The following is a 23,640-nucleotide window of genomic DNA, read 5'->3' as shown; positions in this document are numbered from 1 at the left end:
GCGGATTTTCTATTCGGTTTTTATTTGCTAACTTAGGTGCTTAAACACGCAACAAAGCATACACAAGACCGTTGTGCCCAATTAAAAATTTCCGTTTCATAAGATAATTCAGATTAAATGATTGTATCTTTGATAGTATCAAATGATAGTATCACGAATGAAACCACCTTACGAAATAACATCTTCTATTCTAAAATTAATAACTTCTATTTCAGAGAAAATAGGAGAAGTAAATGCTAATTTATTAAACAAACCTTCACCGAAATTAAGAAAACAGAATAGAATTAAAACTATTCATTCTTCGTTAAAAATAGAAGGAAACACACTCACAGAAGAACAAATAACAGCACTTCTTGAAAACAAAAGAGTTATCGGTCCTAAAAAAGATGTTCTTGAAGTTTTAAATGCAATTAAAATATATGAAAATTTAGATGATTACAATCCTTCAAATGAAAAATCCTTTTTAAAAGCACATCAAAACTTAATGGAAGGTTTAATTGAAAATTCTGGAAAATATAGAAATCAAAGTGTCGGAATTGTAAAAGGCTCAAAAGTTGAGCATTTGGCACCACCTTTTGGAAATGTGCCGTACTTAATGAAAGACCTTTTTGAATATTTGAAAAAGTCTGATGAAATTGAATTAATTAAAAGTTGTGTTTTCCATTACGAAATGGAATTTATACATCCATTTTTAGATGGAAATGGCAGAATGGGAAGATTATGGCAAACTTTAATTTTAATGGAAAAATATCCAATCTTTGAGTTTTTGCCTTTTGAAACTTTAATTAGTAAAGACCAGGAAAAATATTATAAAGCTTTGGCTGAGAGTGATAAATCTGGTAAATCGACCAAGTTTATTGAATATATGCTAAACGTGATTGACATTTCAATAAGTGAATTATTAGATTATAATAATCGAACGTTAAATGAAAAAGACAGATTAGAATATTATGTTTCATTAAATAAAACTGAATTTACAAGAAAAGATTATATGGATATTTTTAAAGATATTTCTTCTGCAACTGCCAGTAGAGATTTAAAGAAAGGTGCTGAATTAGATTTATTTGAAAAAATAGGAGAAAAAAATAAAACAATCTATCGTTTAAAGTAACTGGGCACAACACCGTATATAATTTATTGCTGGCTTCTCGCCTACTTACGAAAGTCCTCGCGGACTTTCTTGGTCGGTAATTATTTACTAAATTAGTTGCTTGAAACACGCAACAAACCATATACAAACACGTTGTACTGCATTAGACCAATCAATAATCAAATGAGTTTATTTAAAAATTTGTTTTCATCAAAAACCTCTGAATCTGAAATATGTCGGACTAAACAACTATACCAAATTGATGATAAAACCAGAAGAGAATTTTATCAATACTTGTTTAATTCTTCAACGGAAAAAGTCATTGAAATAATTGAAAAAGAAAAGATTGACTTTAACAGCTTTACGAATTCTGAAAAATCCAGCACTCTGTTAATAAAAGCAATTAGTGACTTAAAATCTGAATTAAAAGGTTCTGAAAATCACATCAAATTAATTTCTTATTTAATAGACAAAGGAGCTGAAATTAATACAAAAACAGCAGATGGATATAATGCGCTAGAAGTAGCTTTATCATTTCACAGTATGTCCAATATTTCATTGATATTAATAAAAACTGGAAAAGCGGAAATTAACTCGACCGAAAAACACGGAAATAATCCAATATTCACAGCAATCAGAGAATATGGCCTGACTTGGAGAGAAGAACAAAAAGAAGTTAACCAATTGAGATTTGAGATAATAAAAGAGCTTCTAAATCGTGGAGCTGATTTGGATAAAATAAATAACCACGGAATAACGGCTAGAAAATGGCTTGAAAGATTTTCAGAAAGTGATAGATTACATAATTTAATTAAAGAATTTGACAAAAAATAACGCAGTACAACACCGTATAAAAATAATTGCGGTTTAGTGCTTAATCAAAGGTCGTTGCGTGTTTGTAACGTCTGATTTTCCTTCGGAAAATCCTCGCATACAAACCCGCAACTATTATTATACATAAACGTTGTGGTTAATTTGAGAAAAACATTGAGAATCCGAAAATCAATTTACATATTAGTACTTTTTTTGTCTCTTTTAAATTGTAAGAGCAATAAAATAAATAACAATACTGAACTGAAATCTGAATTAATAATTAGCAAAATTAATTCGTTAGCTGGTTATGATTTAGGAACTTATCTAGAATATCTGAAAAGAAATGAAATCAAACTTTCTGACTATAATGAAACTCTGAAAACCAAATTACAAAAATCTGAATTCCCTTATGACATTTATGTTTTAACCGAAATAATAGTTAACAAAAAAGAGAACAAAAGTTTTATAGAAACAGAACTGAATTCTAAAATACTAAAATGGGATACTGGAAATTGGGGAAATAAATTTTGGAATCTTATCGAGAAAGAAAAATTGAATATTAAACAACCTAACTTCTATGAATTTGAAAACGGAATTAAGAAATATAACTTTGAAAAGTTTCTTAATGCCAAAATTAGAAATAACGAACTTGGACAAAATCCATTGTTATTTTTGAATGACGAACTGACAAGCTATGAAGATGGAAACTTAATCTCAATATTAAAAGAATATGAAATTATTCAAATCGACTATATTCCTAAAAAAGAATCAGTAGGAATGTTTGGAAAAAGAGGAATAGATGGAAAAATATCAGTAATAACGAAATAAAAACTAACCACAACACCGTGTTGTGTAAATAACACTCTGTATGTATTGATTTTATTGACTTTTAATAGGTAAAATTAAAAAAGGTACAACATAGGTACAACTTTTTAAACTATATATTTGAGAAGTAGAAATAGTGATCTAAAAGCATAAAAAAACCGTTACAAATATACTGTAACGGTTTCTTTTTGTATGTATTTACGCTTAAAGTTATTAAGCTGCCGTACCAGAGCCTAAATACAAACTGTTTGATACTTGTGTACCATCTGCGGAAACAAACGCAATAAACAGCTCTACTGTATCGCCTGCATAAGTTCCTGGTATGTTTACTGTTTGAGAACCTGCAGTTCTAATTGCCCCATCTAAAATATACATTGATTCTTTTTTACTTGGATTGTAAACTAAAACCATTGCTTTATCAGTTGTATTTGCATTACCCTCTAATGAGTTATCATCCCAAGCAAAAGAAACTTGTCCTGCTGTTGCTAAATCTGTAGTTGCATTTAATGCTCCAGATAATGAACCTCTACTTAATAGAGCGTTAGAATAATCTACCGTAAAGTTTGGCGCAGTACCTCCTACTGCATTATTCAACACATAAGACATTGCAGCATTAAATTCTGTTTTCTTTGTCGCAAATGACTTGTAACCGACTTTCAAGAACTCTTTGTTCGGTTGTAAATACTCCAATGTAACAGTAAATTTATTACGCTGATTGACTTGCCCCTCTGTTCGAGGATTCGCCACACTTGATGGCTTAATTCTGATGTAGTCAATACCTTTCCAACTACCACCAATTACGTTACCTACTTTTCCTGATAACCCTCCTAAAATTCCTTGGGATATTTTCCCCATAACTATAAATATTTAAAATTAATACACGTTCGGATTTGGTACGGACTTGATATTGCTTTTAAACTTTGTTTACTCTTCTAATATAACGAAAATTATGCCATTTTGTTACTGTTTCAGCGTAATATGATGCCTTTGCATTAAGCTTCTTTAGTTTGCATTAACTTGAAACAATTGCGTATATATGACACCTTTAAAACTGCCATTTCATCAATGACATTTTGTAACTCTTTTTCTTTGTTACTAATAACCTCAACCGCTTTAATATGTTTTTGCATTATATCGCCTGCATTACAATCTGATTTTAAACTGCTTTTAAGCGTTTTTCTGCAATCATCTATTGAGATAAACGGAATAACACTACCTTTTAAATAATAAGCGTAAAAACCACCTATTTGTAGCATCATAGATAAATGAAACAGCGTGTTTTTTTCTTTTTCGGTGGAAGTTTTCACTACAAAACAGTTAGGACAAGGATTTGAAAGCGGTTTTCCGCTGTTTAGACCTTTGTTTAGTATAAAAAAATGAGGTTTCGAGTAAGTTCTTCCGCTTCGGTGTGTTTTCAGTTCAAAAGTTGACATAGCTATCCAATTTAAAATTTGCTTCGCTACGCTTCGCGCCATTATTTTTGGAAAAGAAAGAAAAAAGATGTGCTATCTAAAAGTGCCTTGGATAAGGCTGTCAAGGTTTTTGGGTAAAAGTTTTTTGAGCTAAAATGTTTAATAAAAAAGAAGAAATATTGTGAAAAAAGTTTTATTCAAAACCCGTAGGGCTTGACCTTTACAGGCTTTTAGCGTTGGCTGAAGCAAGGCACTTATATTTGCTATCTTTTTTATTTTTTTATAGTTCTAAATATGATGTTAGGACATTTTTATTTCTTAGTGAAATGGAATAAACAAAGACTTGAGATAAGGAATACTTGGACTTAACGATGGTTTTGTGCAATGGAATGAGATAAGAAATAAAAACAATATTAAAGTACCTAGTGCGCTGGCAGAAGCGGAAATAAGTGTATTGCCCTTTATTTTTTTTGTACTCTATTTTCTTATTCTTCTACTAATGTTATTGACAAATGAATGGTAATACTCTTATTTGGATTTTTTGATTTTATAGGTGCTTTACAAATTATCTTATATAAACCTCAACTTCAAAATTAAAAGCCTTATTGTATTGAAACTAAAAAAGCACTTATAAAAACAATGCAAGAATGCAGGAATGTTCATTGTTAGCTCAAAATGTGGTTATATGTACGGAAGTGCGCGTTGGATGAGCGGATATTTTACATAATAGCAGTTATAGCTACTAAAACATAAAAACTTAGCGTAGCGTACCATTGAAAAGGTTTTTGCTACTATAACTTCTATTATGTAACATAGCTTTGGGGAGTTTAGGGTTTTATGAAAAAATAATATGAAATAGCTTGTTGCGGTTTGGTTTGATTTTATGAAAACCAAATTGCAATAGGCTATTACCTTAAAGATTAAAAACGCTAAACTAGTGTGGTGAGCGGAATAAAACAAAAGACAGAGGATTTTTGCCTTTCGCAAAATACTGGGTTTTGTTTTGTGTGGACTTATTTATGATAACTACAATAGTCATTATATCTTAATTATCTTCCTATTTATCAATGTATTATTATATTTGATTTTAAGCATATATAAACCATTTGAAAGAGAAGACACATCTATTATATTTGTTATTTTAGAACTTAAAACTTCTGTGCCAAGAGTATTATAAAGTGAATAATATATTTCTTTATTTACTTTATAATCCTTTATGTAAACAAAGTCTTCTGTAACTGTAGGATATACTTTGATTGATTCTAAGTCTATTTCATCAACACTTAATGTATTCCAAGTATTTTCGGCAACTGCACCACCCCAAATTACTGTTGCTAAGTATGGATTATCTATAAACGGATTACGGTTTCCTTGTGCTGAATAAATTATATTATTTCTATCTCTTTCAAATTGAGAAACAGGATCTTGCGCATTCCAATCTAAAAACACATTAGGCATTGTACTTGTATTGTTTAAAGTACCATAACCTATATTTATCGCTTCACATTGAGTTGGATAACGTGTATACATATACATTATAATGCGTGCAACATCACCCTTCCATTCATCACCTGGATAAAAATTACCAATTGATGTTATATGAGCATTACCTGAATCATCTTGAAAAATACGATTGTTGCGAGAACTATTCATTTGACTATCACAACTTCTTAAATTATGAACATCTGTACCTGCACTTGGATAAGAATCATCTAAACTTGGATTAGCTAAAGATTTAGCAAATACATGTTCACGATTCCATAAACCTATACAAGATGAAGAATGACATGATAAATCTTTATTTCGTGAATAATCGTTACTACTTAATGCATCTGAATCGTTGTAACCATAAATTAACAATACATTATCACTTGTTTGACTTTCTAGATCTGATTGTTTTAAAACATCCCAAGTATCTGTATTACTCGATGTATATGGGATAAGTGTTGCATGTGTATTTGTTATTAATACTGTTAGTTGTGTTTTTAAATTTTCTGGTGATTGTGAAAAATCTATACTTGAATAATATGCAGGAACTTGTGAAAATAATACAAAAGGAAATAACAATATTATTAACACATGTTTTTTGGAAAGTAAAATATTATAAAAATTCATGATTTAATTCTTATTACAAATGCACAATATCATATAACTACATCATTTACAAGATAATATTTCCTTTAACAATCTTGACTTTTTTAACATTTTATTTACCATCATATGTTACTATATGCTTGCTAAAATAGTCTCTCAAGTTTTTGTTATAAACGTAAATATAAGAACCTTTTATACCACGAAACATAATGGTTTTATAGATTTTAATAATGTAATCTTGTAATTCTCTTTCTGTTTTTACACCTTGACCACCACTTCTATCATGATAGTTTTCCTTATATACAATAATTTCATTTTTTATTGGACAATAGTCTACTTCTTCACCAAAAATTATAGCTGCATAATTCAAATCATAACCTTGCGTAGTGTGTATACACCCCATTTCAGTAACATCATTGGTTGTATTTACCCAATCTGCAGTATTTCCTTCTTTATTCCATCTTAATTCTATATCGTCAATTACAATATCCGGAACATCATCCTTTCTTGATAACCATTTCCACGAATAGCCTGATATAGTCCTGCACAAACCAAATTCATCTTCCTTTTTTTGTAACTCAGAAATCATAACTTTCATATTTGTAAATAATAACAAGTCGTAGTTATTACTTTTAAATATTTTAGGATCAGTAGGAAGATTACAATACAATAAATTATTAATAAACTCTATGTAATTTACACCACCCTTTGATCTCATTTGAGAAATAAGATTAATTTCTGTAGCGTTTTTTGATTCTTTTACTTTATCAAAATCTTTTTTTCTGATATCTGCAGGTTTAATTGATTGCTCAGAATCATAAAAAAATAATTGGCGTTTACTTGACTTCATGATCCAATCTAGTTGCGTACCATTTTTTTCAGCAGATTGATTTTTTTTACCGTTAATGGTTTCGCTGTGATATAATCCTAAAGCTCTATTCACATCATCAAAAGACTTGTAACCCATAATAGATTTACGTCTTGTTAATCTATGGGCTTCATCAACAATAAGAATATCGTAATCTTTTCTAATTACATCAGTAGGACCAATAACCATATTTTGATTTAAGCCATGTATGCTTTTAAATACTTTTTTTAGTGTACTTCTTAAACTTGACATTGGTATTACTAAACCAATGCTTATGCCCTCAGGAAATATTTCTTTTAAAGAAATTAACTTGCTTAATAAAATCTCATCTTCAATCTCTAAATCTTCTAAATCATTATTAGACACCATAGCCATTAACTTAATTAGATACACAGCTAAAATTGTTTTTCCTGTTCCTGCACTTCCATTAACAAATACTGTATTAAACTTATTTGAAGCGTAACTATCTAAAATTTCTAACACAGAAGTATATTGATCTTCAGAAAGTGATTTATAAGGTGAGTATTTGAATAAATTTGAATTTTCCAATTCAAGTAAATCCTTCATCTTAACGTTACCGAACTTTAAATTTTCCCAAATATCTTTAAATAATTCAAAATATTGATCTTTTTGATAATAGTTGTGACTTGAAACGCCACCATTACCATTCAGTAATTTAAAATCTCCTGAGGCTGTTAAGTACTGAATTAAATAAGATTCAATATCTAAGGCTGCAGATTTATTAAATGTTAAACTAGAAATTATGTATACAAATTTTAATTTGCTTTTCTCCGGATGTGCAAGGTGATTACTCATCCTCATTATAGCATTTGTAGATTCACCTACATAGGCTATTTTATTGTTGTCATCATAGATAATATATACAATAGGGTAATTTGAGCTTACAAACTCATCTTGTTTAATATACTCTATTTGCTTTTTATTAAATGGATAACTAGTAATATTTGTAGGAGTACTAAAAGGGCTCATTTAATAAAATTTATAGTTTATTATATTTTGTCGCCTTACCTTTTGCTTTAGATACTGGATACTTTTCGTTGTTCTTTGCTATTTTCTTAGAAATGATTTCGTTTATATCAAGATTATGTTTGTTTACAAGTAACAGAGAGTAAGAAAGCACATCTGCTAATTCTTCTTCTAATTTATCATAATCTACATCTTCATTGTCTTTCCAAAGAAAAATCTCAAGAAGTTCGGATGCCTCTATGGATATTGCAAGTGCTAAGTCTTTAGAATTATGAAATTGTTCCCAATCTCTTTTATCTCTAAAATCAATTAACGACTCCATTGTTTGATTTAAACTTTTTGAATCTTTAATGAATAGTACGAACTCTTCCTTATAACCATGAGGTGAAATTGAAATAACATCATCCTCATATGACATATCTGAATCAAGAAACTCAACAGGTACAGGTTTATATCTGTTTTTTATTAGAAAGTTGTTTATATTATTTACAGACTCTTCTAAATTAACAGCTATAAAGGTTTTGCAAAAAACTCCTTTGTGTTGTAAAAAACCACCATATTTTTTTGCTTCTTCGTCGGTTTTAGGAAAATTAGTCTTAATCATAAATTAAATAGTTTTTTAGCCAATGCATACTCTTTATCAAAAGGCATCTGTAATTGAGAAAGCATTTCAGGTATACCTACAGCCCAACTTACATAATAATAAGCTAATGCCTTGTAGCCAGAGAATGATGTATTTTTAATTGAAGGAATAGAATATCCATCTTTATTTGGATCAATACCAGTCATTCCTAATGTTGCAAATTCGAATGCTAATTCTTTTACTTTTACTTTGTTCATTGATTTGAAAAATTCTAAAGCACCAACCATATACATTGCTACTGCAGAATTTATACTTTTATCTGAATGACTATCTAAGAACTTTTTCATTTTACGTTCTTTAGATGGGTCTATAGTATTTAAGCCAAATGGGTCTTCTTCTATTTCTGATAAAACATCTTCTATTGTTTTTCTATTGTTTTTGTTTTCAGGAACTAGTTCAAAATAGGCATCAATTTTTAAATCTTCTGCCCAATGTTGCACTAATTCGTATTCTTCACTTGGAGCTTTATCTTTTCTATAATCTTCAAACTCTGTATAAAATTCTTTAGCTTGATTTAATTCGAGTTTTGTAGGATTATGATCTTTTATAAGGTCTACCTGATATAAATCTTTAAGATGCAAAGCATTTACAAGGTTAAATATCTTAGATTTTGATAGTATAGAGGAAGGACTTTTCTTAACTACTTCTGGATTTGTTGACGCATTAATCCCTTCCTGTACAATAGCTAACATGGAAAGAAACTGAAATGGTCTCAGTTCAGGATAGTTATTGTATATTCTATCTTCAATAAATAAATCTATTGGAGTATTGTATGCTTGTAGATTAATACCATTAAACAATAATTGCAGGTAGTTTGAGACACCATCATCTGACACCCCACTATTCTTAAGCTTTTTAGCAAACTTATCTAGAGAATAGATAAATTTAGATTTTAACGAGTCATTTGTAACAAACAGTTGATTTAAATTTTGATTTCTAGCTTCGGTTACTAACTCTAAATGCATAAGCTCATGCATTACTAAATGCTCAACAGCAGGATATGAAGATTTATATTTTACTAAATGATATGTTCTATCATAATATTCTGCAAACTCAATTTTAGCCGCTGTAGAAATATTCTCGTCAATTTCAACTCGAATAGGTTTACCACATTGAGTTTCTAATAAAACTAGAAAATCATTAACAACCTTTTGTCCATTAATATTTTTAGTTAATTTTTGAGCTGATTCGATAGCTATTCTAAAACTATTATCATGTATTACATCTCTATTTTTATTAGCTTTTAGAGCATTTAAAGCGTGTTTAAAAGAATCTTCAAAATCTTGCTCTTTTTCTGCAATTAAGCCTAAAGCTAAATGTGTATTAGGGTAATTAGGTTGTACTTTTAAAGCTTTATTAAAATATTGTAATGCATCTTTTGTTTTGCCTAGTTGCATAAGATTTGCACCAATATTATTTAATGTTAAATGGTCGTTTGGCTTTACAACTAAAACTTGATTATAATAAGTTAAGGCTGTATTAGTATCCCCTTTGTACTTAGCAAAGATATTTCCCATCATGAGCAATGCCCATTCGTTTTTAGGATTCCATCTTAGTGCATCAATAAGGTTATTAATAGCCTCTTCTTGTTCTCCTTCTTCAGAAAGAATCTGACCGTATATTCTATAATATTCTGATACATTAGGAGTTTTAGATATTAATTTTTGAACTAATGGCTTAGCTTCAGAAAATTGCCCTTTCTCGCATAAGTTAACTAATCTTTGATATGATTCTTTATCTTCATTAATGGTGGTTGAATCAATTTTTACTGTAATGATGTTATCTATTATTTCAATTTCAGGCTCAAAAGGACCTTCCGTGTAGAACCTTTTTAATAAATCATGAAGTTCTTCTATATTATTTTTCTCTACAGGAAATAATTGAAATAGAAAATCGTTAACATTAAATTTAATTGTCATAAAATAATTGATTGCTTTTAAACTTCATTTTAAATAGTAAAAATAGAAATATCTTATAACATAGGACATAGATTTTAACCATTTAATTTTACCCCTGTTTTATGTTATATTACAAGTACTAAAATAGCGTGTGTTTAACACTTGCTTTTAACTGCTCTTTTATGTGCATTAGATACTGATTGTTTGATAACTTTTTGATTCTATTATATAGCTTTCTACGATTACTAAATGTTTCAGAATGGTCTATTTTATACTGTTGTAATATTTCTTGATTTTGAAATAATGCCAACACTTCTTTTTCTTTGTTATTAAGCTGTGATAATGGAATACCTTGTTGCTTTTCTATTTTATCATATTTACTCATTAACTCATCTGCTAACATTTGATACTTCTCTTTATCTATTAAATCTCTAACCTTATATATTCCAATAGGATTTTTACGTTTATTTAGATTTCTCGTGTAGATTTCTAACTCGAACCGAAATAATGGCTTATTTAACTTTATGCGCTCGTGTGTTTTTACTTCAAAAGTTTTATCATAGCCTTTAAGATTATAATCTGTAAGATAGAATTTTTTACCGTATTGTTTATTTGTACCTAACATCGGAATTGGTTGTTTACCGTTTAAGCTTAACCAAGGATCTAGAATTGGTTTTGCTTCTTCTTCTATTATAGTACCAACTGCTAAGTAATGAATATTAGCATCATACACATTGAAAGGTAAAACACTATCTAATTTACTTAATGCCTTAACGACTTGTGAGTATGAAAACAACTCGTAATTATTACCCATATACCATTTTTGTAATGAGTTATTACAAAATATTGTATTTCCTTTTAAACGAAGGTCTAAGTTATTTACGCTCGTCTCATAAGCGTTTACCTGTCTTGTTTTTTTATTGAAAATAGGTGTCCATTTTAAGCCTTTCCATAAAAATGGTTTTTCTTGTTGCTTTATAACTTCTTTAGGTAATTGTTTTACTTGATGCTTTATTTTAAGTGTATCGTACAAAACAATTACCTTTTATTTTTAAAGGCTTTATTGTAGTTTTTATCTAGTAAGACTTCTACATCTTTCATTTTGTAGTAAATTTTACTACCAATTTGAGAAAATGATATTTTACCTTCGTCTCTCCAAGTTTGTGCTGTTCTTTTACTAATATGCATTAGCTGGATAAACTCTTGATTGTCGAGAAAAATTTCTTTTGATGTTTTTTGATTAGACTCTATTGTAGAGTTTAATTTGTCTAATCTTGATACTAATTCGTTGTACTGCTCTGATGTTAAAATTACTGCTTCCATTTACTTCTTTTTTAAATGTTAATGATTTAATTGTGAAGCAAATATGAGACAACAAAGGAAGCTAAAACAGTTATACAAGGTTATATAACCCCAAGTAAAACCCTTATAAACATTGAGTTTGTTGGAAATAAATTATTTTAATTTTCTGATATTAGACAGCATTGTATGTAAGTGTTTTTCCCAAAATTCGATAGCTTTTAAGTCTGGGTTATTAAATTCGTTCCTTAATTTTTGAGTACTAATTCCTTTTTCAGAAGATTTTTTAGTTTGAAAATTAGCTGATATGAAACGAAATAATTCTGCATCAGATTTTGTATTAAAGACTTTAGGCTTTAAATCGTTTATCATTTTAAATACTAATGATAATTGAGGAACTGAAAGGTCTGTTTTTAGTTTAGGTGTGCTTTTTATATGAGGATTTAATAATTCTTCTTTTTCTTTTATTTTACTTAATTCTGCATTTATTAAACCTTGTAATTGATAAATAGGAAAAAACTCTAATGGAAAGAATATTTTCTCTTTATTGATATAAGTGAAATCTAAATCCATATCATTTGTAGCAACATTAAAAGCTTTACTTTTTCTAATGTAACCCAACATTATTAAGTCATCCTCTGAATGCCCTTTAGCTTTTAAATCCTCTATTGCTTGTTCAGTTTCATCTTCTGAATATCTACACTCAAAATCATCTTTTTCTCCAAACAAATAGACTTCAATGTCTTTATATAAATACTGTAATGCGTCTTTATTTAATTGTGTGCGCTCTTTAACTATATCATATAATTGTAAATCTGTGTGGTCTTTAGTTCTAATTGTATCTAATAGGTCGTAAATCTCGTTAGTTTCTTCTGATTTTGTTTCTTCGTTTTGATACTTTAATAAGCTTTTAAAAGTGGTTAACCTTTCTGCTAAAGCCATATACTTTATGAAATGATTCATAAATTTACTGTCAATATAAAACTGCCCTTCTTCAACAATTGATTGCCAATCTAAATCATCAAGTGATTTTATTATTTCAAATGAAGTAAAATGTCGTTTTAGCACTATTAAAGAATCTTCTAATTCTCTACTTAAAAAACTATTTATTAAACGTTTTCTTAAATCATAAATTGAATCTCCTTTTAAATCTAATTCAGAAGGATTGATATAAGACCTTAAATATCCTGCTATATCTGTACTACACTTTGCAAGTTTCTTTTGCATTTTCTTGATTTCACTTTTAGTGAAGTCGTTTTTTTCTTCTTCATTAACACAAGATGCAAACATCATTTTGTCTTTATCCGTTTCACTATAAGTTTTTGATTCTATAAGATTATCAATAGCATCTGTAAACTTTCCTAATAACGCTAGTTCTATTTTTGAATATTCTCCCATTTTTTAATTGATGTATTTATCTACTGCATTATCTAATTCACTACTTATAATTTTTGCATAAACTTGTGTTATTCCAATATCGGAATGATCCATAAGTTTAGATACGTGTTCTATTCTCATACCGTTATTTAATGCTCTGGTAGCAAATGTATGTCTGCTAATATGAAAGGTTAAAGAAAATGGTAACTCTAAAGTTTTACCCATTTTAGTTAAATACATATTGCTTAACGCTATTGCTTGTCTTACTACTTTTGCTCTTTGTTCTCTGTCTGTAAAATAATCGTTATCAATATTTGCAAAAGGAAATATTATATCGTTTTGACTTACATTTTCTGAATTATATTTTTCTAAAATATCTATTGCAACTTGCCCAATTCTAATACTGTGCTGTCTGTTTGTTTTGCGTATTGTCTTTGTTATTTTGTGTGTCTTAGCGTTGTAATTATTCCATTTTAATTCTATTATATCGCCAAACCTTAAACCTCCAGAAAAGACAGCAAACAAAAACATATCTTTTATAATTTGTGCCTTTGCTTTATCTGAAACCTCTAATTTAATAAATGCTTCTAATTGTTCGGCAGTTAAAAAACGTTTTGTGCTTTTTGATTTCTTGACTTTAAATTTACTAAAAGGAAAATGATTTAACGGTATTAAATCCTCTCTCTGCGCTTCTTTAAACATTAGGTTAAGAATCTTTAAAGAAAAATTTATAGTCGTGTTATTATTACCTAAAGTGGTACTACAGTAACCTGCATAGTCTTTTAATGTTGTTACTGTAATATCATCGAACATTAACTCTTTATGGCCTATAAACTTTTCAAACTTTTTGAGATAGTTTTTATAGTTGTTATATGTTGATAGTGCTAAAGTGTCTTTTTGTTTTTCGCATCGGTTGTATGCATACTCAAAGAAATTAACTAACGGTTTCCCCTTAATAGCTTCTTTTAGTTTTCTTGCTGATGTGGATTGATTTTTAGTTTCTAAATCTGCTATTTGTCCTTGTGCATCTGCAACCTTTTGAGAAATGTAACTATTTAGTCGTGTAGAATTACTATGATTTTTCTTTACTTTTTGCTTATCCTCATCCCATTCGTTAGGCTCTAATTTTAAGCTTAAAGAAATAAATTTAGTTTTTCGGTCTTTTATCACTCTTAAATATAAAGGTGCTTTTCCAGACTTATCGACTTTAGATTTTTTTAATATTAATTTTATTGAAGCCATAACTTATTGATTTAGAATAGGTGCAATGGGATGCAAACGAATACTAAGGTACAACAATAGGTACAACAAACAATGCTTTTTATTGTATTTTATTACATTATTTTGCATTACACAAAACAACAAAACCCTTTATTTATAAGGCTTTAAGTGAAATTAGAAGAAATAAGATATAATAGTTAGACAACACCGTGTATAATTCATTGCTAGCACTCGCTTACTTACGAAAATCCTTGCGGATTTTCTATTCGGTTTATATTTGCTAATTTAGTTGCTCAAACACGCAACGAAATCATACACAAACACGTTAGCAGCAACCAAAAAAAACATTCCGTAAACAACAATGAGTAAAGATAACAACAATCAAAACAGGAATAGAAATTCTCGGAATAACACTAAAAACAGACCATTTGAAGAAAAATTAAGACCTTTTATAACTGCTGACATTGATAAAAAAATAAACGACCTTTTTTCGCAGACGGTAAGAAAAATTCGTAGTGAAAATTCCGATTTTAAAAAAGAGGTAAAAGATTTAATTGAACGTATTGAGAATGAAAAAATCAGTCAAAAAATTTCTGAATTAGAAAGCGAACTCAAACAAATAGATAATAATTCGGAACTTGATGAAATAAAAAATGACCTGAAAACCTTAACTGAAAGTACTTTAAAGTACAAAAAGGATATTTCCTTACTTAAAAGAAAGTGCTTACCTTTTATTAATGTAAAAATTAATGATAGCAAACCTTCAGAGGTTGGTATCGTTCATTATCAGTTTGAAGAATTAATTGCAATAGTAAGTACACGATTAAATGTATTTTTAACAGGTCCAGCTGGTTCAGGAAAAACTACAGCAGCCAATCAATGTGCAGATGCATTAAATATTCCTTTCTATTTTACTGGTGCTATTGCAAGCGAATTTAAACTTACTGGTTTTATTGATGCAAATGGAAAAATAGTCTCAACAGAATTCAGAAAAGCATACGAAAACGGAGGACTATTTTTATTTGATGAAATAGACGGTAGTTTTCCACAAGCTGTTTTAGCTTTTAATGCTGCACTTGCAAATGACTATATGGACTTTCCAGACAAACGAATAAAAAGACATAAAAACTTTTACTGTATCGCAGCAGCTAATACATATGGACAAGGAGCAGATAGACAATATGTAGGCAGAAATCAACTTGACGCAGCTTCAATAGATAGATTTATTTTTATCGATTGGAAATATGACGAAACTTTGGAACGAAAACTTGCGAATAATGATAAATGGGTAGATTACGTTCAATCTATTAGACGAGTTATTGAGAAAAAAGAAATTAGACATATTGTAAGTCCAAGAGCATCCTTTTTTGGAGCAAAACTTTTGAAAAACAATCTTAATCAAGAATTGGTTGAGAATTCCGTTTTATGGAAAGGTCTAGATATAGCAACAATTGAATTAATTAAAAACAACCTATAAACATTGAGTGTTATAAACAAACATATCATTTACGAAGATTTATATGATTTTTGGTTATACGCATTTAGAGAAAGTGATGCTTACGAAAAATCATCTCGTGGATATTCACGAGAATGGAATGGGAATGTTACTTGGTTAGAGGCAAAAAAACTTGCTTTACAAGGTTGGCAAGACGGTTTGGAACAAGTTAAAAAATATCAAACTGAAATTACACCACAGATTACAGAAAAAGTAATTCGTCCAAGTCAGATTTATGATGTTGCTGGTTATAATGTAGATGTTGGTAGATATTTATCAAATGACCCAGAATGTTTTGTCTCTCGTGAGTTTGTAATCAATAATTCACCTGGAAGAGTATTTACTTTGGTATATTCTATATCATTTTCAGCTGCTATCGAACCTGAAACAATAATTCAAAGAGGAGCGATTATTTGTGCATTAGTAGATGCTATTGAATACGCTGGTCATAGAGTTGAAGTAATATGCAATTGGGCAGTTTCAAAATACTCAAGCGAAAAAAACAGAACTGGTATTATCAAAAAAAATGGTTGGTTAGAATTAGATGTAACAATCAAAAAAGCTAATCAACCTTTAGAAATGATTGAACTTGCTTTTTGCTTGGCTCATCCCTCAATGTTGAGAAGAATTATGTTTTCAGTTGCGGAAATTGAAGGTTGGTCAGATTTTGCTTATGCTTATGGTTATCCTGCGAACGCTACCAATAAAGGAGATTTATATATTCAAGAAATATTTAGTGGTAAAATACCAAACAAAAAAGCCATAAAATGGGTGTTAAACCAATTAAAAGATTTAAACATAGAAATTAAAAATCAATAAATTATGAAGAAAAAAGTTTCGACCCAAGCGAATCAAGCCAATCAAAATAATTCCAACAAAGGAACAAAAGGCACAAATAAACAAAATTCACAAGTACACGGAAATAGAGGAAAGCAGTTAAATCCAAACAACAAAGGGAAATAATGGCAGCTGCTAACAACGTATATATCTCATAGCTAGCTAGTTGCTTAATCAAAGTTAAGGCATATTTGCCAGTCCGCCAAATTTTTTAATTTGGCTTATTGAAAAAAAAGATAATAAGAAAAATTAAAAAATTTGGCTCGTGCTCAATCCGAAAATAATTAATAATTTGCACGCTACGAGCCATATACAGGGACGTTAGCTACAAGGCGAATGAAGAACTTCAAAAAAACATCTTTTCTATCTTTAACATTAGGTTGGATTGGACTAATTATAACTCATATAATATGGTCGAATATAAGATATGAAAATGCTTCCGGAGGAGATACTGGAGTCGTTCTATTTTGGGCATCTTTTTTTCTTTTAATCTTTTATGGACTTTTCATATTAATTCCACAAAAAAGAATTGTAAAACTGACTGAAAAACTGACTTTAACTTCATTTACTCTTCTTTCTGGAATTTACGCATTAATCGGTTTTATTATTCTTATTGGTTGGATATTTTTAACGTCTGACAATTTCTACGGAGTATTTTTAGATGCTTTTGTTTGTGGACTAATCTTCGGACTGACTTTTCATCTGATTTGGAACAAAAAACGGAATGAATTAAAACAAATACATTTGATTCCTATTCTGACTTTACCGATTTTTTTCCTTTTCATTTATTTATTTGTTTTCCCTAAACTATTACCTTCTACTGCATACAATGTTGTTCCTCAATATGTGAGACACAACATATTAAAAAACACAATTCCGAAATTTAAAATTGGAGACAATTTAACAGAATTACAAAAAGCTTTACCAGGCGAATTTGAATTTGACGATTGTTATGGGAATAGTAGTGCGATTTTGGAAAACTTCCAATTTGTAATTGAAGTGAATTGTTGCAGAATAGTACGAATTGAATTTGGACCAAGACAAAAAACGGGTTATACAATGGGCGGAAAAAGAAAGCCCTGTAACTAACATCGTGTATATTTTATTGCTAGTTCTAGACTGCTTACGAAAATCCTCGCGGATTTTCTATTCGGTTTTTATTTGCTAACTTAGTTGCTTAAACACGCAACAAAGCATACACAAGACCGTTGTGCTTCATTACCAGAAACCGCTAACCCATGATAAAATTCTTTAGAAAAATTAGACAAAAACTATTAACTGAAAATAAACTCAGTAATTATTTTATTTATGCTATTGGAGAAGTTATTCTTGTTGTAATTGGTATTCTTATTGCCTTGCAATTAAATAATCTTAATGATATAAAAAAAGACAAAGGTGATGAAAAGAAATACCTTGCTAGAATACAATTAGATATTAAACAGGACTTAGCAGAATTAGAAAGGCTTTTTCAAGGGGATACTATTCAATTAGATGCTTATACTTTTTTGGGACGTTATTTGCAGTCAGATTCAATAGCCACAGACCCTATTGTATTAGTCACAAAGTCAGGTAATGCTTTTGGAATCCATTGGTTTGAAGGTAAAAATATAGTTTTTGATGACATGAAATCGTCTGGCAAAACAGGACTCATTACTTCAGATTCTTTAAGAAATAGTATTCAATATTACTACAGATTATTTGATGAAGTCATAAAAGAAGAGAGTGTACACAATAATTCAATCTTAAAATATAATGATAATATTTATCCTTTTTTCGAAACAGGTTCTGGATCAGACATTGGGATGCCGGAAAGGTGGAAAGAAAACTCGAATGAAAAATCATTTTATAAATTTTATAATTCCGTGATAAACCTAGATGAAGACCAAAAAAAAATAATTTCCGATAATTTTGGCTTGACGAAAGCTAACATTTTACTAAATCATAGAGTTCGACTGTTACTACATAAAGAGGGACTAAAGACAATTACGGCTATTGATGCTTATTTAAAACAAGAAAAATAACGAAAGCACAACACCGTATATAATTTATTGCTAGTTCTAGCCTACTTACGAAAATCCTCGCGGATTTTCTATTCGGTTTGTATTTGCTAAATTAGGTGTTTAAAACACGCAACAAACCATATACAATCACGTTGTGCGTCATTTAAAAATACTCAATCGGAATTAAAAAATGAATAGTGATAATTTAAAAAACTCAATCCGAATATTTGAGCACGCAAGTACTGAATTAGAAAAAATCTCTGATAATGGTTTAAAAGAATTATCAAAACTTCGAAAACCAGATAACGTTATTCATCTAAAACATTTGAAAAATTCTGATGATTTAGGAATTAATACACTGTTAGCAACACAAAGAATTCCAGCTATTGTTCTGTTAGGATTATCGATTGAATTGACATTCAAATTAATCATAAAACAAAAATTAAACAAAGAGTTTAGAATACACGAATTGAATAAATTATTCAAGAAATTACCAAGTGAAATTAGAGACTCTATCGTTTTAAATGTAACTTCTGACTTGAAAATTTCCGAAAGTGAGTTTTATAATAAACTAAATGAGAATGACTTGATTTTTGTCAACTGGAGATATTTCTATGAAAAAGAAACACCGAATTATGCAGGTATTGAATTTTTAAAATCTCTGCACAAGTATTTAAAAAAATTAATTGAATAAAAACGAACGCACAACACCGTATATAATTTATTGCTGGTTTTAGCCTGCTTACGAAAATCCTCGCGGATTTTCTATTCGGTTTTTATTTGCTAAATTAGGTGCTTAGACACGCAACAAACCATATACAAACACGTTGGCATTAATTTATGAGCTACAGTAAGAAACGAATAGAGTACAATAATAAATGGCCGAATGAAGTCATAATTTTTTCTGCACAAAAAGCATTTTTAGAATTATTAAATGACAAAGGAATTATAAATATTTTACGTCCAATTAAGCTTCCTTTAATTGAAAATTATGAATTCCAAAGACTTTTATCTTTTAAAATTGATATATACGAACAACTTCCTAACAGACCAGACATTGGATTTGATTTAGCTTGGAGAACTTTTGAGGCATACTCAACTTACATTGCTAAAAAATCAAATTGGTCAGTTTCCAAAACTTGGAAAATAACTAACAAAATTTCAGAAGATTTTTTTATAAACCAATACAATAATAATTCAGAATTAAATAGTGCTTTTAAGGAATTGACAAAAGCTGTTCCTTTACAAGCAACTGAATACTTGATTAAAAAGTTATTTGAAGAAGAATCTTCTGCTATAAAATCGCAACAAAGGCAGATAACCGACAGAGTTAAAGATTGTATAGGAAATGAATTATTTGATGCAATTGAAAAGAAATACGGAGATTTAAATGCGGATACACAAAGAAGAGCTGGTATGTTATTGCAAATTCTTCTTTCTGGGAGAGAAATTGAGTTAAAAGAAAAAAAATATCAATTATCTCAATTACAGATTATAAAATTACTCATAAACGGAATTTTATATACTTATAGGAATGAACGTTTCCACGGAGATGCTTTTTCACCTTTTAAAAGTAGTTTGACAAAAATAAAGACTTATGCTCATTCATATTATTTACTTATATCTACATACTTTTTTATCAGTCAATTGATTTACAAGGATTATCCTAACTTAATTGAATTAAGTGAAATTGCTAAATCTCTGAATGAAAACACAGTAAGATATAATTTAGTATTTGAAAAACATATAAAAAAATAAAAACTAATGCCAACACCGTATATAATTTATTGCTGGCTTATTGCTTACTTACGAAAGTCCTCGCGGACTTTCTTTGTCCGTAATTATTTACTAAATTAGTTACTTAAAACACGCAACAAACCATATACAACAACGTTAGCCTTCATTAAGACCAACCATTAACCAAATGATAAAATTCTTTAGAAAAATTCGTAAAAACCTACTCTCAGAAAATAAGTTTAGCAAATATCTACTTTATGCAGTCGGTGAAATTGTGCTTGTTATTATCGGTATTCTTATCGCACTTCAAATAAATAATAAAAACGAACAGCGAAAAACCGAAAATAAGATTGTTTCAATTTTAAAAGAAGTACAACATGATTTAGGACTAGATATTCAAAAATCGGACGAGCTAATTGCCTATTATAAAACCAAAGATTCAATCATCAACCTAATACAAGCAAATAAACTTACCTATGATGATTATAAAAATCAAAACCGAAATGCTTTAAGATATGCTATCATGAATGCTTTTCATATGAAAATTCATGCAAATGGATATACTAACCTCATAGAAAATGTTGATAATGTTCCAGAAAAGCTAAAAGCAGTTATTGAGCCATTAAACGAGATCTATATTTATAATAAATACGAAATAGACAAGTTCGATACTCGCGTGGACTTGATTACTGATAGAGTCATGGACGGGTTGGCTAAAAATAAAGAATGGTATTACAGATTAGATCAGCCTCAATTAGAAGATGAGATGATAGATTTTTTTCTAAATGATCCTTACTATAAAAATGATGTAGATCTATACCAAAATGCTGGCTGGACTAACTTGGCATATCATGTTACTATATTTAGAGAAAATGCAATTAATGCATACAAACAAATTAACTTACTTATTGAAAGTAATGAACCGCTTCCTGATTTTATACCACATAATTTAGTTCATCTAACAAAGGCACAACTAAATGAATATGTAGGAACTTATAAGGTTGTAAAGTTTGAAGGCTATGATGGCCCATTACCAGAATTAAACTATAAAATTCAGATACAAGACAATGACCTAGTAGGCGTTATGAATGGAGATCTTGGAGATATGGATTATTTCTATTTTGAAACAAAAGATAAAATATTTGGTCAGACTGATATTTATCTTAAAGGAGAGTTTGTAAGAGATAGTTTGAATGAAATTACATCTTTATTTGTTATGAAAAATGGAATGGGAGCACACTTAAATAAACTTGAAACTAATTAGAAGAAATTAATAACGAAAGGCTAACAATGGCTATAAGTAATTGCTTGCTCTCGCCTACTTCTGAAAATCCTCGCGGATTTTCAGTTGAGTGTGTACTTGGGAAGTTAAGTATTAACCCACGCAACTACTCATAGCCGAGACCGTTATGCAACAGTTAAAATCACGTTCAAAAATTGAATGTTTAGATTAAATTTGTAAATTTGATATTATGGATTTAAGTTTAGAAAATAAAAAAATAGAATTAATTCAATGGTTATCAACTTTGAATGACACATCTCTGATTGACAAACTAATGAAATTAAGAGAGAAAGAGAAGAACGATTGGTGGAATGAAATTTCTGCAAGCGAAAAAGAGTCTATCGAAAAAGGAATTCAAGATGCTGATAACGGAAAATTGACTTCTCACTCAAACGTGAAAGGAATCTATGAAAAGTGGTTATAAAATTCTGTGGACTGACCACGCAATATCTGAACTTAAAGAAACTATTGAATATCTTGAGAATAAATGGACAGAAAGAGAATTAAGAACATTCTCTGCAAAATTAGATCATACAATAGAACTGATTTCAAAATCACCCGAAATTTTCCCAGTATCATTCGAGAAAAAAAATATTCGAAAAGCTGTAGTCGAAAAACATAATAATCTTTATTACCGAATTAATAAAAATTCAATTGAGATTGTTTCTTTGTTTTCAAACAGAAAGAATCCGAATAAGAAAAAGCTATAAAACCATTGCATAACACCGTATAAAATTAATTGCTGGTTTTAGCCAGTTTACGAAAGTCCTCGCGGACTTTCTATCTGTGATTTATTTGCTAACTTTAGTGCTCAAAACACGCAACTAATCTTATACAACAACGTTACCACCAATTAGACCACTCAAATGAAACTGAACTGCAAAAAATGCGGAAATGAAATAAACGAACTGAATTTGTCGGAAGAACAAAAGTTTGAAATTTGGGGAATGGTTAAGCAGGATTTAAAACTATTTGCAGTTAAAAAAATTATTGACGATTTCGGAATTAGCCATAAAGAAGCGAAAGTCATTATTTCACACATAAATAGTGAATACGGAAAATGTAATCATTGCGAAAATGACGAATTAGAATCTGAAAATACTGAATGTCAGAAATGCGGAGCGTTCAATTATAATTTTAAAGAACCTGTTTTTAATAGTGAATTTTGCTCACATTTGGAATACAGACTTGATTTTGACAATTTAGGAATTGAAAGTGTTCAAGGTTTTTGGTGTGATGGAGTTGATTGCTTTCCTTACGACTTAAAAAGTTTATCTAAAGAGAATATTGAGAAAAATAAATCAATTGTAACACGAGCTTGGATTGGAAAAGGAGGACAAGGAATTTATGAAATGAAAATTAAATTTGGAAAACAGTCAGTTGATAATTATAAAAACGGATTGAGTTTGATAGAATGTATTCCTAAACGAGAAAACAGAAATTGGATTAAAATAGAGCCTGAAAACAAACGAATTCAAGTATCTCTGAAATAATTACTGGTGGTAACACCGTGTATAATTAATTGCTTTGTTCTTCTCTACTTGCGAATATTCCTGCGGAATATTCACGGGTTCGTAAATGTTTGCTAAATTAGTTGCTTAACCACGCAACTAACCATACACAAACACGTTATAAAAAATAGCTCAGATGAACCTCTGAACTATAAAACAAACATTAATTCACAAATTAATATTTAATTACTTCTCACTCTGCTTTTGAATTTTCTCTTACTCATTTCTGATAATAAATAATGGATTCATTT

At 29.4% G+C, this 23,640-nt stretch carries 24 protein-coding genes; 14 read left to right on the top strand and 10 right to left on the bottom strand.

The features are described from left to right. The first annotated feature begins 157 nt into the window (after nucleotides 1-157). The 3 genes from Q4512_RS16165 (at nucleotide 158) to Q4512_RS16155 (ending at nucleotide 2,731) form a co-directional block, all read left to right on the top strand. Nucleotides 158-1,111, top strand: a complete 954-nt coding sequence (locus Q4512_RS16165) for a Fic family protein (protein ID WP_303426412.1) — start codon at nucleotides 158-160, stop codon at nucleotides 1,109-1,111. Between the two features lie 162 nt (nucleotides 1,112-1,273). Continuing rightward, nucleotides 1,274-1,924 (top strand): ankyrin repeat domain-containing protein, encoded by a 651-nt coding sequence (locus tag Q4512_RS16160; protein ID WP_303426411.1) that lies wholly within the window; start codon nucleotides 1,274-1,276, stop codon nucleotides 1,922-1,924. Between the two features lie 141 nt (nucleotides 1,925-2,065). Next, the gene (locus Q4512_RS16155) at nucleotides 2,066-2,731 is read left to right on the top strand and encodes a hypothetical protein (RefSeq protein WP_303426410.1); all 666 of its coding nucleotides are present in this window, start codon (nucleotides 2,066-2,068) and stop codon (nucleotides 2,729-2,731) included. Nucleotides 2,732-2,941: 210 nt separating this feature from the next. Here Q4512_RS16155 and Q4512_RS16150 read toward each other — a convergent pair whose 3' ends face one another. From Q4512_RS16150 to Q4512_RS16105, 10 genes are all read right to left on the bottom strand, one after another. Continuing rightward, nucleotides 2,942-3,583 (bottom strand): DUF6266 family protein, encoded by a 642-nt coding sequence (locus Q4512_RS16150; protein WP_303426409.1) that lies wholly within the window; start codon nucleotides 3,581-3,583, stop codon nucleotides 2,942-2,944. A 137-nt stretch (nucleotides 3,584-3,720) separates the two neighbouring features. Continuing rightward, the gene (locus Q4512_RS16145) at nucleotides 3,721-4,161 is read right to left on the bottom strand and encodes a DUF6943 family protein (RefSeq protein ID WP_303426408.1); all 441 of its coding nucleotides are present in this window, start codon (nucleotides 4,159-4,161) and stop codon (nucleotides 3,721-3,723) included. A 1,017-nt stretch (nucleotides 4,162-5,178) separates the two neighbouring features. Further along, entirely contained in the window at nucleotides 5,179-6,219 is a 1,041-nt protein-coding gene (locus tag Q4512_RS16140) for an endonuclease (protein WP_303426407.1), read from the bottom strand. 127 nt (nucleotides 6,220-6,346) lie between these two features. Continuing rightward, on the bottom strand, nucleotides 6,347-8,092 hold the full coding sequence (locus tag Q4512_RS16135) for a DNA/RNA helicase domain-containing protein (RefSeq protein WP_303426406.1): 1,746 nt from the start codon (nucleotides 8,090-8,092) through the stop codon (nucleotides 6,347-6,349). Between the two features lie 10 nt (nucleotides 8,093-8,102). After that, nucleotides 8,103-8,693, bottom strand: a complete 591-nt coding sequence (locus Q4512_RS16405; RefSeq protein ID WP_303426405.1) for a nucleotide pyrophosphohydrolase — start codon at nucleotides 8,691-8,693, stop codon at nucleotides 8,103-8,105. Beyond that, nucleotides 8,690-10,651, bottom strand: a complete 1,962-nt coding sequence (locus Q4512_RS16125) for a tetratricopeptide repeat protein (RefSeq protein WP_303426403.1) — start codon at nucleotides 10,649-10,651, stop codon at nucleotides 8,690-8,692. Before Q4512_RS16125 ends, Q4512_RS16405 begins: the two co-directional genes overlap by 4 nt. Before the next feature lie 118 nt (nucleotides 10,652-10,769). Next, the gene (locus Q4512_RS16120; RefSeq protein WP_303426402.1) at nucleotides 10,770-11,663 is read right to left on the bottom strand and encodes a hypothetical protein; all 894 of its coding nucleotides are present in this window, start codon (nucleotides 11,661-11,663) and stop codon (nucleotides 10,770-10,772) included. A gap of 5 nt (nucleotides 11,664-11,668) precedes the next feature. Next, entirely contained in the window at nucleotides 11,669-11,953 is a 285-nt protein-coding gene (locus Q4512_RS16115; protein ID WP_303426401.1) for a helix-turn-helix domain-containing protein, read from the bottom strand. Nucleotides 11,954-12,085: 132 nt separating this feature from the next. Further along, complete coding sequence (locus Q4512_RS16110) at nucleotides 12,086-13,327, bottom strand: hypothetical protein (RefSeq protein WP_303426400.1); 1,242 nt, start codon at nucleotides 13,325-13,327, stop codon at nucleotides 12,086-12,088. A 3-nt stretch (nucleotides 13,328-13,330) separates the two neighbouring features. Then, a complete protein-coding gene (locus Q4512_RS16105; protein WP_303426399.1) occupies nucleotides 13,331-14,548 on the bottom strand; it encodes a site-specific integrase in 1,218 nt (405 codons plus the stop codon). A 340-nt stretch (nucleotides 14,549-14,888) separates the two neighbouring features. Here Q4512_RS16105 and Q4512_RS16100 point away from each other — a divergent pair, with 340 nt between their 5' ends. The 11 genes from Q4512_RS16100 to Q4512_RS16050 all read left to right on the top strand — a co-directional run bounded on the left by Q4512_RS16100 (nucleotide 14,889) and on the right by Q4512_RS16050 (nucleotide 23,371). Further along, nucleotides 14,889-16,004 (top strand): AAA family ATPase, encoded by a 1,116-nt coding sequence (locus Q4512_RS16100; RefSeq protein WP_303426398.1) that lies wholly within the window; start codon nucleotides 14,889-14,891, stop codon nucleotides 16,002-16,004. A 3-nt stretch (nucleotides 16,005-16,007) separates the two neighbouring features. Then, the gene (locus Q4512_RS16095; protein WP_303426397.1) at nucleotides 16,008-16,841 is read left to right on the top strand and encodes a hypothetical protein; all 834 of its coding nucleotides are present in this window, start codon (nucleotides 16,008-16,010) and stop codon (nucleotides 16,839-16,841) included. A 3-nt stretch (nucleotides 16,842-16,844) separates the two neighbouring features. Next, entirely contained in the window at nucleotides 16,845-16,985 is a 141-nt protein-coding gene (locus Q4512_RS16090) for a hypothetical protein (RefSeq protein ID WP_173589705.1), read from the top strand. Between the two features lie 210 nt (nucleotides 16,986-17,195). After that, nucleotides 17,196-17,948, top strand: a complete 753-nt coding sequence (locus Q4512_RS16085; protein WP_303426394.1) for a hypothetical protein — start codon at nucleotides 17,196-17,198, stop codon at nucleotides 17,946-17,948. A 149-nt stretch (nucleotides 17,949-18,097) separates the two neighbouring features. Further along, nucleotides 18,098-18,880 (top strand): DUF6090 family protein, encoded by a 783-nt coding sequence (locus Q4512_RS16080; protein WP_178985147.1) that lies wholly within the window; start codon nucleotides 18,098-18,100, stop codon nucleotides 18,878-18,880. Nucleotides 18,881-19,049: 169 nt separating this feature from the next. Continuing rightward, a complete protein-coding gene (locus Q4512_RS16075) occupies nucleotides 19,050-19,553 on the top strand; it encodes a hypothetical protein (RefSeq protein ID WP_303426391.1) in 504 nt (167 codons plus the stop codon). Nucleotides 19,554-19,699: 146 nt separating this feature from the next. Then, the gene (locus tag Q4512_RS16070; RefSeq protein WP_303426390.1) at nucleotides 19,700-20,617 is read left to right on the top strand and encodes a hypothetical protein; all 918 of its coding nucleotides are present in this window, start codon (nucleotides 19,700-19,702) and stop codon (nucleotides 20,615-20,617) included. 253 nt (nucleotides 20,618-20,870) lie between these two features. After that, a complete protein-coding gene (locus tag Q4512_RS16065; RefSeq protein ID WP_303426388.1) occupies nucleotides 20,871-21,860 on the top strand; it encodes a DUF6090 family protein in 990 nt (329 codons plus the stop codon). A 292-nt stretch (nucleotides 21,861-22,152) separates the two neighbouring features. Further along, a complete protein-coding gene (locus Q4512_RS16060; protein ID WP_303426386.1) occupies nucleotides 22,153-22,302 on the top strand; it encodes a hypothetical protein in 150 nt (49 codons plus the stop codon). Then, nucleotides 22,286-22,588, top strand: a complete 303-nt coding sequence (locus Q4512_RS16055; RefSeq protein ID WP_303426384.1) for a type II toxin-antitoxin system RelE/ParE family toxin — start codon at nucleotides 22,286-22,288, stop codon at nucleotides 22,586-22,588. The genes Q4512_RS16060 and Q4512_RS16055 overlap by 17 nt, the downstream gene beginning before the upstream one ends. Nucleotides 22,589-22,744: 156 nt before the next feature. Then, entirely contained in the window at nucleotides 22,745-23,371 is a 627-nt protein-coding gene (locus Q4512_RS16050; RefSeq protein ID WP_303426383.1) for a hypothetical protein, read from the top strand. The last annotated feature ends 269 nt before the right edge of the window (nucleotides 23,372-23,640 follow it).

Source organism: Oceanihabitans sp. 2_MG-2023 (genome assembly GCF_030547245.1).
Taxonomy (GTDB): Bacteria; Bacteroidota; Bacteroidia; order Flavobacteriales; family Flavobacteriaceae; genus Oceanihabitans.
The sequence above is the reverse complement of the archived record's forward strand: the minus strand, read 5'-3'. Positions and strand labels throughout refer to the sequence as shown.

What these genes read in the sequence shown, in the direction of transcription:
- Q4512_RS16165 (WP_303426412.1), top strand. Translation starts at nt 158, where the DNA reads ATGAAACCACCTTACGAAATAACATCTTCTATTCTAAAATTAATAACT.
- Q4512_RS16160 (WP_303426411.1), top strand. Translation starts at nt 1,274, where the DNA reads ATGAGTTTATTTAAAAATTTGTTTTCATCAAAAACCTCTGAATCTGAA.
- Q4512_RS16150 (WP_303426409.1), bottom strand. Translation starts at nt 3,583, where the DNA reads ATGGGGAAAATATCCCAAGGAATTTTAGGAGGGTTATCAGGAAAAGTA.
- Q4512_RS16145 (WP_303426408.1), bottom strand. Translation starts at nt 4,161, where the DNA reads ATGTCAACTTTTGAACTGAAAACACACCGAAGCGGAAGAACTTACTCG.
- Q4512_RS16135 (WP_303426406.1), bottom strand. Translation starts at nt 8,092, where the DNA reads ATGAGCCCTTTTAGTACTCCTACAAATATTACTAGTTATCCATTTAAT.
- Q4512_RS16405 (WP_303426405.1), bottom strand. Translation starts at nt 8,693, where the DNA reads ATGATTAAGACTAATTTTCCTAAAACCGACGAAGAAGCAAAAAAATAT.
- Q4512_RS16125 (WP_303426403.1), bottom strand. Translation starts at nt 10,651, where the DNA reads ATGACAATTAAATTTAATGTTAACGATTTTCTATTTCAATTATTTCCT.
- Q4512_RS16115 (WP_303426401.1), bottom strand. Translation starts at nt 11,953, where the DNA reads ATGGAAGCAGTAATTTTAACATCAGAGCAGTACAACGAATTAGTATCA.
- Q4512_RS16110 (WP_303426400.1), bottom strand. Translation starts at nt 13,327, where the DNA reads ATGGGAGAATATTCAAAAATAGAACTAGCGTTATTAGGAAAGTTTACA.
- Q4512_RS16105 (WP_303426399.1), bottom strand. Translation starts at nt 14,548, where the DNA reads ATGGCTTCAATAAAATTAATATTAAAAAAATCTAAAGTCGATAAGTCT.
- Q4512_RS16100 (WP_303426398.1), top strand. Translation starts at nt 14,889, where the DNA reads ATGAGTAAAGATAACAACAATCAAAACAGGAATAGAAATTCTCGGAAT.
- Q4512_RS16090 (WP_173589705.1), top strand. Translation starts at nt 16,845, where the DNA reads ATGAAGAAAAAAGTTTCGACCCAAGCGAATCAAGCCAATCAAAATAAT.
- Q4512_RS16085 (WP_303426394.1), top strand. Translation starts at nt 17,196, where the DNA reads ATGAAGAACTTCAAAAAAACATCTTTTCTATCTTTAACATTAGGTTGG.
- Q4512_RS16080 (WP_178985147.1), top strand. Translation starts at nt 18,098, where the DNA reads ATGATAAAATTCTTTAGAAAAATTAGACAAAAACTATTAACTGAAAAT.
- Q4512_RS16075 (WP_303426391.1), top strand. Translation starts at nt 19,050, where the DNA reads ATGAATAGTGATAATTTAAAAAACTCAATCCGAATATTTGAGCACGCA.
- Q4512_RS16070 (WP_303426390.1), top strand. Translation starts at nt 19,700, where the DNA reads ATGAGCTACAGTAAGAAACGAATAGAGTACAATAATAAATGGCCGAAT.
- Q4512_RS16060 (WP_303426386.1), top strand. Translation starts at nt 22,153, where the DNA reads ATGAAATTAAGAGAGAAAGAGAAGAACGATTGGTGGAATGAAATTTCT.
- Q4512_RS16055 (WP_303426384.1), top strand. Translation starts at nt 22,286, where the DNA reads ATGAAAAGTGGTTATAAAATTCTGTGGACTGACCACGCAATATCTGAA.
- Q4512_RS16050 (WP_303426383.1), top strand. Translation starts at nt 22,745, where the DNA reads ATGAAACTGAACTGCAAAAAATGCGGAAATGAAATAAACGAACTGAAT.